The 14,257-nt window shown below is 68.9% G+C and carries 14 protein-coding genes and 2 pseudogenes; 6 read left to right on the forward strand and 10 right to left on the reverse strand.

The features are described 5' to 3' along the window. The 4 genes from ACZ7IF_RS38545 to ACZ7IF_RS38560 all read right to left on the reverse strand — a co-directional run. A partial coding sequence (locus tag ACZ7IF_RS38545; protein WP_470981605.1) for a DUF7224 domain-containing protein occupies positions 1-1,060 on the reverse strand: 1,060 nt, incomplete at its 3' end. A 3-nt stretch (positions 1,061-1,063) separates the two neighbouring features. Continuing rightward, positions 1,064-1,855 (reverse strand): ATP-binding cassette domain-containing protein, encoded by a 792-nt coding sequence (locus ACZ7IF_RS38550; RefSeq protein WP_470981607.1) that lies wholly within the window; start codon positions 1,853-1,855, stop codon positions 1,064-1,066. 72 nt (positions 1,856-1,927) lie between these two features. Beyond that, on the reverse strand, positions 1,928-2,311 hold the full coding sequence (locus ACZ7IF_RS38555; RefSeq protein ID WP_470981609.1) for a hypothetical protein: 384 nt from the start codon (positions 2,309-2,311) through the stop codon (positions 1,928-1,930). Positions 2,312-2,427: 116 nt separating this feature from the next. Further along, positions 2,428-2,844 carry a hypothetical protein gene (locus ACZ7IF_RS38560; RefSeq protein ID WP_470981611.1) on the reverse strand — a complete coding sequence of 139 codons (417 nt, stop codon included), beginning with the start codon at positions 2,842-2,844 and terminating at the stop codon, positions 2,428-2,430. 266 nt (positions 2,845-3,110) lie between these two features. Between ACZ7IF_RS38560 and ACZ7IF_RS38565 the strand changes: the two genes are divergently transcribed. Beyond that, positions 3,111-3,320, forward strand: a complete 210-nt coding sequence (locus ACZ7IF_RS38565) for a hypothetical protein (protein ID WP_470981613.1) — start codon at positions 3,111-3,113, stop codon at positions 3,318-3,320. Between the two features lie 129 nt (positions 3,321-3,449). After that, positions 3,450-4,103, forward strand: a complete 654-nt coding sequence (gene tpg, locus ACZ7IF_RS38570) for a telomere-protecting terminal protein Tpg (protein ID WP_470981615.1) — start codon at positions 3,450-3,452, stop codon at positions 4,101-4,103. 51 nt (positions 4,104-4,154) lie between these two features. On the opposite strand, the gene ACZ7IF_RS38575 is transcribed toward tpg, so the two are convergent. The 4 genes and pseudogenes from ACZ7IF_RS38575 to ACZ7IF_RS38590 all read right to left on the reverse strand — a co-directional run bounded on the left by ACZ7IF_RS38575 (position 4,155) and on the right by ACZ7IF_RS38590 (position 8,077). Then, positions 4,155-5,228: a hypothetical protein gene (locus ACZ7IF_RS38575; RefSeq protein WP_470981617.1), complete on the reverse strand. Its 1,074-nt coding sequence runs from the start codon at positions 5,226-5,228 to the stop codon at positions 4,155-4,157. Next, complete coding sequence (locus ACZ7IF_RS38580; protein WP_470981619.1) at positions 5,225-5,974, reverse strand: AAA family ATPase; 750 nt, start codon at positions 5,972-5,974, stop codon at positions 5,225-5,227. Before ACZ7IF_RS38580 ends, ACZ7IF_RS38575 begins: the two co-directional genes overlap by 4 nt. A 91-nt stretch (positions 5,975-6,065) precedes the next feature. After that, positions 6,066-7,553: pseudogene (locus tag ACZ7IF_RS38585) on the reverse strand (Mu transposase C-terminal domain-containing protein); the annotation flags it as partial. Positions 7,554-7,834: 281 nt separating this feature from the next. After that, positions 7,835-8,077 (reverse strand): hypothetical protein, encoded by a 243-nt coding sequence (locus ACZ7IF_RS38590; RefSeq protein ID WP_470981621.1) that lies wholly within the window; start codon positions 8,075-8,077, stop codon positions 7,835-7,837. Positions 8,078-8,093: 16 nt separating this feature from the next. Between ACZ7IF_RS38590 and ACZ7IF_RS38595 the strand changes: the two are divergent. Next, positions 8,094-8,258, forward strand: a pseudogene (locus ACZ7IF_RS38595) (IS5/IS1182 family transposase); the annotation flags it as partial. Positions 8,259-8,279: 21 nt separating this feature from the next. Here the strand turns inward: ACZ7IF_RS38595 and ACZ7IF_RS38600 are convergent. Further along, on the reverse strand, positions 8,280-8,660 hold the full coding sequence (locus tag ACZ7IF_RS38600; RefSeq protein WP_470981623.1) for a profilin: 381 nt from the start codon (positions 8,658-8,660) through the stop codon (positions 8,280-8,282). Between the two features lie 999 nt (positions 8,661-9,659). Here ACZ7IF_RS38600 and ACZ7IF_RS38605 point away from each other — a divergent pair. Both ACZ7IF_RS38605 and ACZ7IF_RS38610 read left to right on the forward strand, forming a co-directional pair. After that, positions 9,660-10,133 (forward strand): nuclear transport factor 2 family protein, encoded by a 474-nt coding sequence (locus ACZ7IF_RS38605; RefSeq protein ID WP_470981624.1) that lies wholly within the window; start codon positions 9,660-9,662, stop codon positions 10,131-10,133. Positions 10,134-10,324: 191 nt separating this feature from the next. Further along, the gene (locus ACZ7IF_RS38610; RefSeq protein WP_470981626.1) at positions 10,325-11,050 is read left to right on the forward strand and encodes a DUF4241 domain-containing protein; all 726 of its coding nucleotides are present in this window, start codon (positions 10,325-10,327) and stop codon (positions 11,048-11,050) included. 123 nt (positions 11,051-11,173) lie between these two features. On the opposite strand, the gene ACZ7IF_RS38615 is transcribed toward ACZ7IF_RS38610, so the two are convergent. Next, positions 11,174-12,766 carry an ISL3 family transposase gene (locus ACZ7IF_RS38615; protein ID WP_470981628.1) on the reverse strand — a complete coding sequence of 531 codons (1,593 nt, stop codon included), beginning with the start codon at positions 12,764-12,766 and terminating at the stop codon, positions 11,174-11,176. A gap of 444 nt (positions 12,767-13,210) precedes the next feature. Here ACZ7IF_RS38615 and ACZ7IF_RS38620 point away from each other — a divergent pair, with 444 nt between their 5' ends. Further along, positions 13,211-13,951 (forward strand): dienelactone hydrolase family protein, encoded by a 741-nt coding sequence (locus ACZ7IF_RS38620; RefSeq protein ID WP_388568818.1) that lies wholly within the window; start codon positions 13,211-13,213, stop codon positions 13,949-13,951. Positions 13,952-14,257: the final 306 nt, after the last annotated feature.

Below are 14,257 nucleotides of genomic sequence, written 5' to 3' on the forward strand. Positions count from 1 at the left end.
TGAGCGGTCCCCTGGCGGGGAACGCAGGGTAAGTGTGGCTGGTTCGGGCGCAATCGGGTATGGCGGGCAGCAGGGTGTTGGCGAGGTTGGCGGTGATGTCCTGCTCGCGAACCTGGCCCTTGCCCCCGAAACCGGCCTGTCCGGGCTTGAGATCACGGCTTTGGGTGAGGGAGGAGACCACGGGAAGCCCGGCGCCTTTCAGCCGGCTGCTGTAGGCGCGAGTGGTCGCCACTATCCGCGTGCGCCCCGGGGTCTCGGGCCACAGGCACACTTCCGGAACGCCGGCGGTATCGCAGACCAGCGCATCGGGGTTCCGGTCTGCGACCGGGTTGTAGCCCATGCTCACGACCATGAGCACCGAGGCCGCAGACCCGGCGACGAGGGCGGCCAGAGGCTTCCACCTATCGGTCTGCGCGATCGCGAGGAGGCATGCGGTGATGATCCCGCCGCTGAACAGGAGCGGCGCCCACACAGCCATAGGGTCGATCACCGATCCGACCGAGCAGCAGCTGTCATAGGCGCCCGCGACCAGGTGGCGGGGCCATGGGGTGTCCCAGGACCCGGGGAACGCGGTCAGGCAGAACCCGACAACCATCGCCAACGGTGCGCCCGCAAGGTGCGGAAGGCGGCCACCCAAGAGGTGTCCGGCCAGTGTGGCCGCGGCCATCAGCAGCGCGTACACCGCGAACATGCCCAGGTGGGAGAGAGGCGGAAGGGTTGCTGCGGCCGAGACCGCGACACCTACCGCGATGAGCATTCCGGCAACGCCCATCACCCACACAGGGGCTAACAACAGCAGCACGATGGCGAGTCGGCTGCGGGAAGGGGCTTGCCCGAAGACGTTGCCCCGCCGTAGGCGTGCGCCTTCCCACGCTCCGCTCGCCGCGCACGCGGCTGTGGCGAACGGGATGGCGTATGAGGCGTTGCCGAACACCGACGGCCCGTACCCAGGGACAGTGCCCGCGGTGATCGGGGCCGACAGGAGCAGCAGGATGTAGCCCGCCAGGAAAACGAGCATGAGTCCGGCGGAGGAGGACCGCAGGAGAGTGGTGATGCGCATCGGTCAGATCTCCCGTCCGACGAGCATCATGTAGGCGGCTTCGGCCTGGTCGCGTCCGCGGGTGGCGGTCGGCGCCAGGGCGTGGAAGTCGGCGGGACCGCCCTGGAAGCAGATCTTTCCGTGGGCGAGGACCGCCACCTGTGTATACAGGTCGCCGAGGTCTTCGGTCTGATGCGTGGAGACGACCACCTGCACACTTTCGGCCAGGTCCTCGACGAGCTCACGGAACACCAAGCGTTGCGTGGGGTCGAGGCCGGCGGTCGGCTCGTCCATCAGGATCAGCTTGCTGCGGTGGGTCAGGGCCCCCGCGATTCCCATGCGGCGGAGCTGACCGCCGGACACCTGGTGGCTCTTGCGCCCCGCAAGGCGGGTGAGGTCGACCCGGCGCAGCGCGTCCTCGGACGCTTTCCAAGCCAAGTCCTTCGGCATGCCTTTGAGCCATCCCGCATAGGCGACCTGTTCTCGTACGGTCAGCCCGGGCATGGGGGTGATCTGCTGGGGGATCCACGCCACGCGTTCACGGTAGGCGGCCAGATACCGGCCCTTTGCGGCGCTTCCCTCGAAGGTGACCGACCCGGACGAGGGCGACAGGTGGGACGCGGCTATGGCCATCAGCGTCGACTTGCCAGCTCCGTTCGGGCCAAGGAGAACCGTTGCCCGTGCGTCAATCCGGAGACTGAATTCACTGAAAACGGGCGCATTCCGGCCGTAGCGGAAGGAAACATGATCAAAAATCAGAGACATGGAGGAACGCACAATCCGCCTTCCCGCTACCAGCAGGAAGGCCTTGCTCATGGGAGAGTGGACACCAGAAGGTCCCGGTGCTGAATCCACCGGGACCCTCGTACTACGTGTTCAACGCCGGCACTACCAGCCGACCTTCACGTAGCGGACGGAGATGTACGAGCCGCTGGACACGTCCGTCAGCCCGAAGTAGTAGTTGCCCGCATCGTCGGGATCGCCGTAGTCGACCCACCCGCAGTAGTTTCTCCGGGTTCCCTTGCTCCGGTCCGGGGCGCTGGGGACGTCCTTCCACAGACGCAGATCGGCGTAGTTGAACCCGCCACCGCCGTCCGCTGTGCAGCCTTCGAAGTAGATGCCCGTGTAGTCCGAGCTACTGTTGCTGTCATACCAGCGCCGCGACTCGTTACCTGCCCGCCACGAGCCGATGGACGACTCGAATTGACCTTCCGTCGCCCCGGCGTGTGCCGGAACCACGGACACCGCACCCAGTAACGCGGCCCCGGCCATCGCACCAGCCCACGACCTTAAACCGATCTTCACTCGATCCCTCTCATGTCTCGGGCGCCGCCTTGTCTGAGCGCCACCTGGGAGCCGGCAGGCCCGGCTCCGGATTCGATCTGCGGCTACCAGCCGACCTTGACGTAATCGATCTTGATGAAGTCGCCTTGGCCGACGTCCGCCAGTTGGAAGTAGTAGTTACCCGCATCGTCGGGATCGCCGTAGTCGACCCACCCGCAGTAGTTGTTCCTGGTGCCCTTGCTGCGGTCCGGGGCGCCGGGAACGTCCTTCCACAGGCGCAGCGACGCGTAGTCGTAGCCCCTGAAGTCGTCCGACTGGCATCCCTGGAAGTAGATGCCGGTGTAGTCCGAGCTGCTGTTGCTGTCATACCAGCGCCGCGACTCGGTCGGGGCCGTCCACCATGAGATGTAGGACTCGAACTGGCCCTCGGTGACGCCCGCGTTCGCCGGCGTGATGCCGCCGATCCCCAGGAGCGCAACACCGGCCATCAGACCGGCTGTCTTCTTTCGCCAAGCACTCATCGGATCTCCTTCCCTTCTCGTTGACCCTGTGTGAGGGAATGACGGAGGGAGGAAGCATTCGTACAAGTGCCTCCCCCCAAGGCGCCTTGAACCATATCCGCAGAACACCTCATTCCGCGGCAGGTGTTCGAGTGTGGCTCAATTGCACACCTGACCCTTACGCCCCGTACAACACGGGCCATGTGCAAGAAGCACGGCCAGAGAGATTGCAGATAGTCAACACAATGTCTCGCTCATGAGGCCGCCCCGCACCCGCCGCGCTGGCGATGTTCGGACTCGGGCCCGCACCCTGGCTGCTCTTCGTGGAGAACATCGCCGCGTTCACCGGCCTCCGCGAAATCCTCGGCACCTGGCCCGACCTCAGCCAGGTCGGATGGCTCGCCTTCGGCGAAGGCGACCGCCTCACGGCCTCCTTCCCCACTTCGCTGATCTCCCGCGAACGCAACCACGCCGTGTGCGAAGCACCGGTTTCGTAAAAGCGCCCGACAAGGCCAAACGCCACCCTGTGTCAGTGCAGCAAGGCAAAGCACCACCTTCGTGTCAGCGAGCGCAACACCCCTGAAGGCTCCACCAGCGGGCGTGGGGGGACCTCTACCGCAGTGGGGATGCCAGCGCCAGCCGTATGCCGGATACCGCCCGCCGTCGCGAGGTGGTGGCAAGAGTGGAGTGAGAGGCGGTGTCGTAGGAGGGCTGGTGGGATCGTCCGTGCCATTGGTGAGGGGCTGGAGCGGCTCCTGTACACCCGGCCGGTGCCTGTGACGACGGCGGATCAGCTGAAGGCTCTGCTGCGGTGGGAGCGGGGCTCCACCCGGCGGGTCGCCGTCGTCCTGGGCGTGTCCCAGCGGACCGTCCAGCGATGGGTGACCCGTATACCAGGCAGCCAGGGGCGCCCGAGTCCCCGCCACGAGCAGAAGATCGCGGAACTCATGCGGGCCCGTTGGCAGCCGCTGATCCGTGCCCGCAGGCGTGCCGCGGCCGAGGAAGGCGGTGTGGTCGTACACACCCGCGCCCGTTTCGGGTTCAAGGCCGGTCCCAGCAGCTCGGACGACCCGCGTATGCGGCGCGTCACGGGGCGCCTGGACCCCACGGTGACGCGGCAGATCTTCGCCGCCCCGGACGCGGGCGCGAGTGAGGAGCAGCACGAGCTGGTCATCGGCCGGGCTCTAGGGCACATGTACTTCCGCGACGCCGGCATGCGCGGCCACGGTCTCCACGTCACCCTCCGGGACATCGACTTCATCGAGTTCGCCCTCCAGTAGGGCCGAGGGCGCGCTCCGTGGCCGTGGTCAGCGGGCGTCCGGCGCCGGCCGCTACCCACGTGCTTCCCGTACCTCCCGCCAGTCCCACACCACCGTGCCTGGCCTGCCGGCACGGTGGGTGCCGGGCGGCTGGGGTGGGCGGAGCCTGGCGGTTTCGGCCAGGCGCAGCAGGGCCGGGCGCTCTGACGGCTCGGCCAGCAGATACGCGGTGCCGGTGAGTCGGGCGAAGCGGGTGGCCGCGTGAAGGAAAACGGCGGCCCAGGCGGGGACGGGGTGGGTGGCGCAGCCGTCGGTGAAGCGGGTCCGGTCGTGGAGGGCCAGGAGGGCGGGGGCGTCGTGGAAGTCATCGCTGCGGGCGGTGGCCAGCTGTTGGAAGGAGGCGCCGGTGAAGAGGGTGGAGGCCAGTGCCGCGGCCAGTCGCGGGTGGGTGGTCGCGGCGTGGATCCGGGCCACCGCGTGGGCGGCCTGGGCGGTGGTGACAGGTTCGGGGGCGGGCCGTTGTCTCCAGTCGATCGGGCCGGGCAGGCAAGGGCCCGTGCACGGGCCCGGGCTGTCGTAGGAGACGAGCCGGTCCAGGGATGGCAGGGTGAGCCACCGGCCCGGCCCGCAGGCAGCGGATGCGGCGGCCTGTGCAGACGCGCCGGCCGCAGAAGGGCTCCCGTCGAAGTAGAGGACGCGGGCTGCGGCCAGGGTGGCGGTGCGGGTGTGAGGGACGGCGGCGAGAGCGCGGGTAAGGGCGGCGGTCAGGCGGGGGCGGTGGACAACGAGGGTGAGATGGATGCCGGTCTGCCGCCACAGGGTCAAAAGGCGTTGGAGGCGGCGGTCATCGAGCAGGTGGGCACGCAGGACCGTCAGGCGGGTCACGGCCAGGGCCGCCGTCCACGCCGAGGCCGCCTCCCACAAAGGCGGGCGGCCGTGCGGGAAACGGCCCGGGAGGTTGGCGGGCTTGCCCAGGGCGAAGAGCAGGTCCCCGGCCAGAGCGGTGTCGCTGGTCGTTCCCGGCGCGGGATGCAGGGTGATGCGGCCGGCATACGGGGCGTGGACGGCCAGCGCGGTGTGGGTGAACGCGGCGTCGTCCCCGGTGTCGAGGACGACGGCCAAGCGGGGCGTGGCGGGTGTGGTCATGCGAGGCGGCTGAAGGCCCAGCGCAGCAGGTCGCGGTCCGGGCGCGGGTGGTTGGTGCGTTCCAGGGCGGTGCGCATGTGGGCGGTGAGCTGGGCCCAGGCGCGGAAGTTGCCGTGAGCGGCCTGTTCGTCGGCGAAGGTGATGTCGGCGGGGTCGGCGTCTTCCCAGACGGGGTGGAAGAGCGGGACGACGTCGAGGACCTCTTCGGGAGTGAGGCGGGTGAACTGCTGCCAGATGAAGATCCGGGAGGAGAGCATCGGCTCGCGGCGCAGCACGGTGTGGGCGCCGGCGCCGCCGACGAAGACGATCGCGATCTGGGTGGCGGGCTCGTCCCACAGGTAGCGGAAGTACTCGAATGCCTCGCCGTTGAGCCACTGGGCCTCGTTGACGAGGAAGGTGCGGGGCCGCTCGGCCAGGGCGGTCTTCAGCAGGCGGTCGAACTCGCTGGGGTGGCGGGGCGGCTCACCGGGCAGGCGGAGCGTCTCGAACAGCTCGTAGCGGACCGCGCGGGCGGTGGGGCGGGCCCGGAAGGTGACCCGGCAGACTTCCTCGCCCCGGGTGTCTTCCAGCTCGTGCAGGCAGGTGTTGACCACCAGGGTCTTGCCGAAGCCGGCGTTGCCGTGGATGCACATCATTGCCCGCGCGGCGACCGTGTCGGCGATGTTCTCCCGCGCAGTGAGCAGGACCTTCGTGGTCACGATGGAGGCGTCGGGCAGGTCGACGTACTGGTAGGTGGGCGCGGTCACCGCACACCACCGCCCGCAGCGCCGTCCCCGGCACCGGTGGCACCGGCCTCCGGTCCGCCGCCGGGCTCGTCGTCATCTGGCGCCCGGGTGACGTCTGCGGCCGGGTACGGGCCGCGAGGGAGGCCGGGGTACGCCAGCCAGACGGAGGCGCGGCCGGCGGGATCAGGTCCGGCAGCGCCAGCCTCGACAGATCCGTCTGATCAGCCGTCGCCAACTCGGCGGCAGCTTCGACCGCGGACACGGCGTCCAGCCGCTCCGGCTTCCCCGGCCGGGTCGCGGCGGCGTAGCGCTCGCGCTGGGCCGCCGCGAGGTCCTTGCGCAGACGCCGGCTGCGCGCGGCCCGCGCGGTGCGGACCGCAGTGATCTGCTCCGGGCTCGCCTCGTCCGCGACGGTCGCAGGTCCCAGGTAGCGGCCGGTCGTGGCGTCGAAGACCTCGATCCTGTGATCGTGGTGCGGCATGAACCGCACCCGCACCCCCGTACCCGCCACGCCCGTCATCCACGGCCCCACATAGTCCCGCCTGCGGAACCGCACACCGCGGGTGGAGACCACCCGCACACGGCCGTCGTCCAGCGTGAACGTCCACAACTCCTCCGGGCTGACCTCCCGCACCGGAGTCGGATCCGCCTCCCAGGCTTGCAGAGGCGACTTTCCCTGCAGCGGCTGCGGCTGGTGGCAGGTGTTCACCACTCCACCCAGCCCAGCAGGCGAGCGGTGAAGTCCTCGAAGTCGAGCAGGCCCTCATCCTTCGGCCGCCCAGGGCGCCGGCGCGGGCGCGGCTGACGTACGTAGCCGGGCAGAGCCGCGCAGAACATCGACTCCACCGACCGGTTCAAACCCTCCACCGTGCCCTTCAGGTGCGGGGTGTAAGCGGGCAGGTCCACCACCTCGACCACCAGCGCACCGAACGCCGCCGCGACCATCTTCGACAAGAAGTCCCTGCCCCGGTCCACCCGGACCTTCTCCGGCAGCCCGCCCTGCGGCCCGAACGGGTCCACGCGCAGCACCGCCGCCCAGCACCGACTCCCGCGACGGACACCCGGGCGTCACCGCCACCCCCATCACCGTGTTCGTCGCGCAGTCCACGAACCACGTCACCCACGGACGACGGACCATGCCCTCGACCTCGACCAGGACCGGCGCCTGAACGTGATCGGCCTCCCACACCTGATTCCGCCAGCCCCGAGGCCGGGCCAAGAACACATCATGCTTCCGGGCCTCACGCTCCCCACCAGCAAGCCCCGCCCGCTCCCCCGCGGACAGATCCCGCCGGACCGCACGATGCAGCGTCTGAACCGACGGCGGCGGATCCCCCTCGCCCCGGTCCGCGCGAGCCGTCAGCTCACGATGGACAGCGGCGACGTTCCCCTTCCACAGACCGAGCAGAGCCCGGACCTCCGGAGTGACCATGAACCTGCCGTAGTACCGGCCACTCTCCCCCGGCACCGCAGCCCCATCCTCCGCGGCGGCCAACCACCGCCACACCGCCCGCTCCCGCACACCGAACGTCTCACCCACCGTCCGCACATGCCCGGTGGTCAGCTTCCCCTCCTGGCGCAAAGCCAACAGCCGACGCACCGCCGGCCCCCGCAACGCCCGAACCGACACCCCAGGCAACGCCCCGCCCGAACCCACCGCCTGCTGTACTTCCTCGTCCACCCGCCCCACACAACCGGCTCCCGGCCAGCCGATGGATCAGAACTCACGAAACTGAGACAGCGTCACCCCTGGAGCGATGAAGACCCAGGACAGCGATCCCCCACCGATCTCCCACATCAGAGACAGTGACAGCCGACCCCGAAATAGCCTCCCACCAGCACCAACATCCCAAGAGCCCACTGTCTCTCACACCACTGTCCCTAGACCGAGAGATCGCACACAAGGGCGTCCAGGCCCTTACGCAGTACGTCGAGCGGGAAGGCGGCGGCCTGCCCGGGCGGGCTCACGTCGAGCACCTCCCCGACGGGATCGCCCACCGCACCGGAGTGTGGATCGTCAACCAGAAACAGCGCCGCGACCGGCTCGACCCCACGCAACTCGCCGCACTCGCCGAACTCGGCATCGACTGGGCGGAGGGCTGGGGCAGCCGGGAGGCGGTCCAAGAACGAACACCCTCCCGGGCGCCGCCCGCCAGGTTTCGACCGCGAGGCCTACAAGCAGCGGAACGCCGTCGAGCGGTGCATCCCGACCAGTGGCGCGGCCTGGCCACACGGTAAAAAACTCGCCATCGCCTACCAGGCCGCACTCCGCCTCGCCGGCATCCTCATCTGGACTCGACGCTGACAGAATTCCAGACTCAGAATGCTAGTAGCTGTTGGCGCGGAGCTGGTCGGCGATGCCCTCGATCACGAGAGCGGCCTCATTCGTCGAATGCGACTCGCCATGGGTGCCGATGATGAACATCTTGCCTGTCCTGGAGACTACGAGGCCGGCCGAACCATTGCGGCCGTAGAGCCTGTCGGCCTCGGCCCGCAGGGTCACGTACTTGGTCTTGGCGACGGTGATGCCGTTGGAGAAGGCATCCTCCGGGTTGACGAACAGTCGGTACAGCGCGCTGAATTCGCCGTCCTCCAGAGCGAAGCCGGGGGTACTCGCACAGCTCGTGCCCACCAGGTCATAGATGGCGGCCCGCTCCACCACTCCCGAGTTCGTGATGTCGTCTACGTACGCCTGCCAGGTCGTCATGTGCGGCTCCTCCAGGTTGACGGTTGCCCCGCGCCGGACCGCCGCAGGGCGTGTGCGGTATGCAATGGAAAGCTTACCGAGAGCGATGAACCCTTGTGGGGTCGCCTGGCTCCCCGGCTGGACCGCAGCCCACGGCTCAAGGGTGACCAGGGGGATTTCAGTCAGCCGCGCCGCGCAGCTCCCCACCCCTTCACCCTGAGCCCGCGCAACGACGTCCTCACCGACCAGACGAGGCCGCAGCCGGCCGGGGCCAACTGACGGCCAAGTGGGCACCGAGGCCGGGCGGGAAGGTCTAGCCCTTCTACGGGGCGCACAGCGCCGCGCGGCGCAGGCGCGAATCCGGGCCGGACGGCAGGAACGGCGCGAATCCGGGCTGCACCGCCCCACCCGCGCGCTCCTCCTGGCCCCGGGGCTGCGGGCCGAGTTGGAGTACCGCGGGCTGCTGCGGGAATGGAAGCCCATCCCGGTCGATGCCCCGAAGGCTGGGCAGACCCTCGGCGGGACCGGACCCCGCGCCGGTCTGGGGCTCACCGGCCGGCTCGTCGTGGCCCTGCCTGAGACCCTGTGGGCGCCGCTGACCCGAGGCGTCTACTGGACCAACCAGCCCCACCTCCAGGCCCTCCAGGAACGGACGGACCGATGGGGCCCGGCCCCGCCGCCGGACGATGCGCAGCACCGCCCGAGGCCCTCGAAGAACGCTCCCGGCACGCAGTCCACATCACCACGACCGGCGACGTCGTACGCGCCGCCCTCCACCAAGTGCTCGGGAAGTAAAGAATCCTCCCGCGCCCGGGGCGCCGGGGCCGGCCCGGCGGTGTCTGGTGGCTTTGCAGGTGAGAGCTGGCTCTGGCTCAGGTTCTGTGGACTGGCCACGCTGCGTCACATATCGGCACGTGGGGCGGCCCCGGCCAGGCACGGCTCCGGAGAGCAAAAGCCCGGAACCGGGGCTCAGCTCGGGTGAGGCTGCCTCAGCCAGAGGCGACCTGATATGAGTTGATCATGAATGCTGAAACTCTTGACCCGATGGAGCGCCTGCTCGCAGAGCGGGCATGTGAGCGGCTGGTCATCGAATTCGTCCACCGGCTCGACCTCGGGGACCCGAGCTCGGTGGCGGACCTCTTCACGCAGGACGGCACCTGGGAATGGCCTGCCGGCGACCGCCGCATTGCGGGTCACGACGCCCTGCGCAGCTACTTCGGCAACCGGCCCGCAGACCGACTGTCACGCCGCATATGCACCAACATCCTGGTCACCGTGACCTCTGCGGACACCGCTGCCGCCACCACCTACTTCACCACGTACCGTGTCGACGGCTACAGCAAGGGCCTCGTACCGCCGCGGCCCCCGGTTCAGGTGGGGCACTACGAAGACACATTCCGCAAGGTGGACGACGCCTGGCTGCTCACCACGCGGACTCTCTTCCTCTCCTTCGCCGGTCCCACGGAACGCCTCGACGGGCCCGGCCAGTCATGAGAGGCCGGCCGTCAAGGGGTCTACGCCACGGGGAGTGGCACTCCACAGAACCTGAGCCAGAACCGCTCTCGGTTCTGGCACAGATCTTGGGGAGCGATCACGGATTGCGACGATGCAAGAAGTGCCGATGTCAGCGGGCCCACGTAGCTTTCGGTTGACCGCCCGGCCGGGTGGCGAGGAGGGAGTGAGACATGGAGTGGGTCAGGGACGCGCGGCTGGCAGCCGGGCCTGAGGCCAACTGGTACTTGGAGGCGGCTTTCACGCCCGGTGCTCACCTCGGAACGGTGTACGACGATCCGATGACGCCGGTAGTCGTGACGGGCATCGAGGAGCTGACGACGATCCGCGTACCGAGCGGCCGGCTTGTCGTCGATGCGCCATGGCACGACGACCAGGTCTGGGAGTACCAGCGGGGGCTGCCGACCAGGCCCGCGCGGGAGCTGGCGGTGCGCATTCCCCCGGGCGTCTACCGGGTAGAGATCGCGTGGACGGCAGGCCCGTCCGAGTTCATGGGCGAGCACGTCGACGGTGTTGAGTGCGCCGCGACGCGCCTGTGCATCAGCGACGACCCTGTCGTCGGATGGGAGATGGGCCTGAGTGTCGAGGACGACATCGCCCGGCTTCAGCCGGGCGAGGAGCCCCGCTTCTTCTCCGATGCTAATGTCGGCTGCTTCGCCGATGCAGGCGCGTGGACGGCCTTGTCCGCACCGTTTCGCACGTTCATAGACGGGGTCCCTGCCCCGCGCGATTCTGAGCAGCTGGCCGACGGGTGCGAACGGGTACGCGATGAGTCGCAGCAAGCCGATCTGGTCACGTTCGGGGCCGAGTCGGGCGGCGTCGTCTGGTTGGGCCGCACGAAGACCGGCGACGTGGCGGCGATCGTCGTCACCAGCGGCATGCCCGATGCCGAAGCATGACATCGCTGCCGCCTCTCCCTGTCCTGCAAGTCGCGCAGCCGGACGTGGCTGCCCGCTTTCACTGGGAGGAACAGCCTGAGGAAAGGTATCGGGAGTCGCACCTCGAATAGCCACTGCGAGGCGCTACTGCAGCAGGATCATCTTCCGGAGCAGGTGGAAGCCGGCTCGGCCGTAGAGCTGTCTCTTGATCTTCTTGATGCGGTTCACGGCTCCCTCGACGCTGCCCGAGCTCCAGTCCAGGGTGAGGCCGGCGATCACGGCGTCGAGGTCTCGCCGCAGGTGGAGCGCGAAGCCAGTGAGCCCGGGCAGCCGGCTGGCTTCGACTGCGTCGATCCAGGCAGGGAGCGTGGCGCCGAGGCGGTCGGTGAGTATCTCGCCGAAGTCGCGGACATGTCCGGCAGCCGTGTCCAGTTCCGGACAACGGGTCAAAAGGTCCTTGAGGCCGATGCGGTCCTCCTCACTCAGGGTGGCGGGGTGGCGGGTGAGCCAGCCGGTCACGTGCCGTACGGTCGCTGGCCGTGGCGGTGCGGCGGACGGGTCCCTGCGCAAGGTGGCGATGTGGGCTCGGACGATGCCGTAGGTGACGGGAGCCTGCTCGGCGACCAGTTCGCCGTGGAGTTGGGTGACGCTGGTGCATCCCTCGGTGAATCGTCGTTCGAGGTAGGGCTTGTAGGGATCGAGTCTGCTGGGCCGGGTCCGGTTCTCGCGGATGGTGTCCTGCCAGCGTGAGGCGTTCGCGTACCGGAGGACGGTGTTGAGGCCCCAGCCCAGATGCCGGGCGATCGCCCGGCGCGAGTGCCCCTGGGCGAGCATCTCGTGGACCAGGGCGTGTGCGGCCTTCTTTCGCGCGGCCCGCCGGCCGACGGGCTCCGCGTCGTCTTGCGATCCCCCTGAAGTCGGTCGGGTGGCCTCCGTCAGCGTGCCGCTGGGCGCCGGCGTGCGCAGACAGTCGCGGTGGGCAGCGACGCAGGTCTCCACGGCGCGGCCGAGGCCCTGCCACAGATGGAACCGGTCGGCGACCTGCAAAGCGTCGGGTGCACCGCGCCGCGCGCCCTCGGCGTAGGCACCCGCCCGGTCACGGCAGATGATCTCCACGCCGGGATGGCAGTCCAGCCAAGCTGCCAGCGGCCCGGCTTCACGGGTCGGGAGCACGTCGACCACGCGATGGTCTTCGACGCTGGTCAAGACGGTGGAGTAGGTCTGGCCGCGACGGATCGCAAAGTCGTCCACGCCCAGCACGCGTGGAGTACTGAATCGCGGATCGGGCAACGCCATGACCCTGCGTAACAAGGTCATCCGTCCCGCACCGAAGCCGAGCTGGGCCGCCAGTCGAGCGCCGGCTCGTCCCGCCAAGGCGAGCCCCACCCGCTCCAGGGAGCGGTTCAGCCGCGTGGTGAACCGCGCGTACGGCGCGGCCAGCCGGGAGAACGGCTCGGCAAACGTTCGACGCGGACAGTCCGCCGACCCGCAGATGAATCGCCGGACCATCAGCCGGATCACAAAGCCCTGCTCAGCGAGCGGAAAGTCCTTCAGCCTGCGCTGGTAACGGTCGTGGACCCGGTCCGCGAAGCGGCCGCAGTCCGGACACGCCACCCCCGCCATGCGGCCTCTTGCTACCACCTCGACCGTGCCGACCGCGACCGTAACCGCCTCGACCTCCACATCGTCGATCCCGTCGAACACCAGCGAATCCCAGAACGGTGCATCGGTCTGCATGACCAGCACCATCACTGTTCACAGCCAGCCAAAGCAGCGAACGGAATGCACCTGAGGGAGCCCCCGCCAACTTGAAGTAGCAGGTCAAAGGGCTGGTGTGATCGGCGCTCAGGGTGCTCACGCTGGTCATGGGCGGCTGTCTGCGCAGTAGATCGTCCGTCAGCGGTTGGTTGCCGGTTTTTCGGTGCTCGAAATCGGTGGCGGACGTGCGCTTTCCGACCAGTGACAGGCGTGACTCCGACGCCGTGGTGTTCGGCCGCAGAGCCTCCTCAAAAACCCGTTGGCGGAACCACGGCAGCCACTGCTACGTTTCCGGAGGCCGTGCAAGAGAGCGAGGAGGTGGTACCCGTGAACGTATCGACATGGGTGCTCCCCTCCGGGGTCACGGTCGGGCGGTAGGTCGTCCGGGAGCGCCGTTCCATGGCACTCCCGAAAGGCATGACCATGCAATTCACTTCTGAACAGCGTCTCGACGACGCTGTCCTTGAGCGCGAATTCACCCTCGGCGAGATCCCCGGCATCCTGTGGACGCCCGGATCTGCATCCACATCCGCACCGGCGCCGCTGATCCTGCTCAGCCCCCCTCCTCTCGGGCTGCGCAAGATGTACCCCCGGCTGCTGGCCCGGGCCCGGCACTCCGCGGCGGACGGCTTCGCCACGGCCACCATCGAGCTCCCCGGAAGCGGCGACCGGCCCCGTTTGCCCGCAGCCGAGCAGGCCGTCGCCGACCTGCGCCGGGCTATGGAGGCCGGCGAGCCGGTCAGCGACGAGATCATCGACGCCCTCATCCTCCCCCTGGTCGACAAGGCGGTCCCGGAATGGCAGGCCGCCCTGGACGCCCTCCTGTCGCTGCCCGAGATCGGCGGCCCGGTCGGGTACTCGGGGGGAGTGATCTCCATCGGGACCCGGCTGGCGGTGGTCGAGCCGCGCATCTCGGCCGCTGTTCTGTTCGCCGGGAGTTTCGTCCCTCGCGCCATGTTCGAGGAGGCCCGCCAGGTCACCATCCCTCTGCACGTCCTGCTGCAGTGGGACGACGAAGGGAACGACCGGCAGGCGGCCCTGGACCTGTTCGACGCCTTCGGCTCCAAGGAGAAGACGCTGCACGCCAATATGGGCGGGCACACCGGCGTCCCGCAGTTCGCGGGGGACGCCGCGGCCCAGTTCTTCACCCGACACCTGAAGTGACGCCGGGCCGTCAGGCCACCAGCAGACGGTAGCCGTGTTGGCCAGGATGCTGCTCATCTAGGGACGGGTCCCAGCCCCCCTCGGCTCCCTACACCACGGGTCCCTGCCAGACTCTTGGCAGGGACCCGTGCTGCCCGAAGCCATGAATTGCTCGACGTCTGCAGAGCTTCGAGTGCTGCCCAAACCCGTGTACAGGTGCTGTCGGCTCGTGGGTTCTGGCTCGCTTTCCGTGATGCGCGCACGCTGAGTGACGGCTGACCCTCCGATCAGGCTCCGGGAAGTTGCCTGAAAATGACCAGGGCCGAA

This window comes from Streptomyces sp. NPDC037421 (assembly GCF_055602105.1).

Excerpts from the sequence above, each read along its gene's own strand:
- ACZ7IF_RS38550 (WP_470981607.1), bottom strand. The coding sequence starts at position 1,855 with ATGAGCAAGGCCTTCCTGCTGGTAGCGGGAAGGCGGATTGTGCGTTCC.
- ACZ7IF_RS38555 (WP_470981609.1), bottom strand. The coding sequence starts at position 2,311 with ATGGCCGGGGCCGCGTTACTGGGTGCGGTGTCCGTGGTTCCGGCACAC.
- ACZ7IF_RS38560 (WP_470981611.1), bottom strand. The coding sequence starts at position 2,844 with ATGAGTGCTTGGCGAAAGAAGACAGCCGGTCTGATGGCCGGTGTTGCG.
- ACZ7IF_RS38565 (WP_470981613.1), top strand. The coding sequence starts at position 3,111 with ATGTTCGGACTCGGGCCCGCACCCTGGCTGCTCTTCGTGGAGAACATC.
- tpg (WP_470981615.1), top strand. The coding sequence starts at position 3,450 with ATGCCAGCGCCAGCCGTATGCCGGATACCGCCCGCCGTCGCGAGGTGG.
- ACZ7IF_RS38575 (WP_470981617.1), bottom strand. The coding sequence starts at position 5,228 with ATGACCACACCCGCCACGCCCCGCTTGGCCGTCGTCCTCGACACCGGG.
- ACZ7IF_RS38600 (WP_470981623.1), bottom strand. The coding sequence starts at position 8,660 with ATGACGACCTGGCAGGCGTACGTAGACGACATCACGAACTCGGGAGTG.
- ACZ7IF_RS38605 (WP_470981624.1), top strand. The coding sequence starts at position 9,660 with ATGAATGCTGAAACTCTTGACCCGATGGAGCGCCTGCTCGCAGAGCGG.
- ACZ7IF_RS38610 (WP_470981626.1), top strand. The coding sequence starts at position 10,325 with ATGGAGTGGGTCAGGGACGCGCGGCTGGCAGCCGGGCCTGAGGCCAAC.
- ACZ7IF_RS38615 (WP_470981628.1), bottom strand. The coding sequence starts at position 12,766 with ATGCAGACCGATGCACCGTTCTGGGATTCGCTGGTGTTCGACGGGATC.
- ACZ7IF_RS38620 (WP_388568818.1), top strand. The coding sequence starts at position 13,211 with ATGCAATTCACTTCTGAACAGCGTCTCGACGACGCTGTCCTTGAGCGC.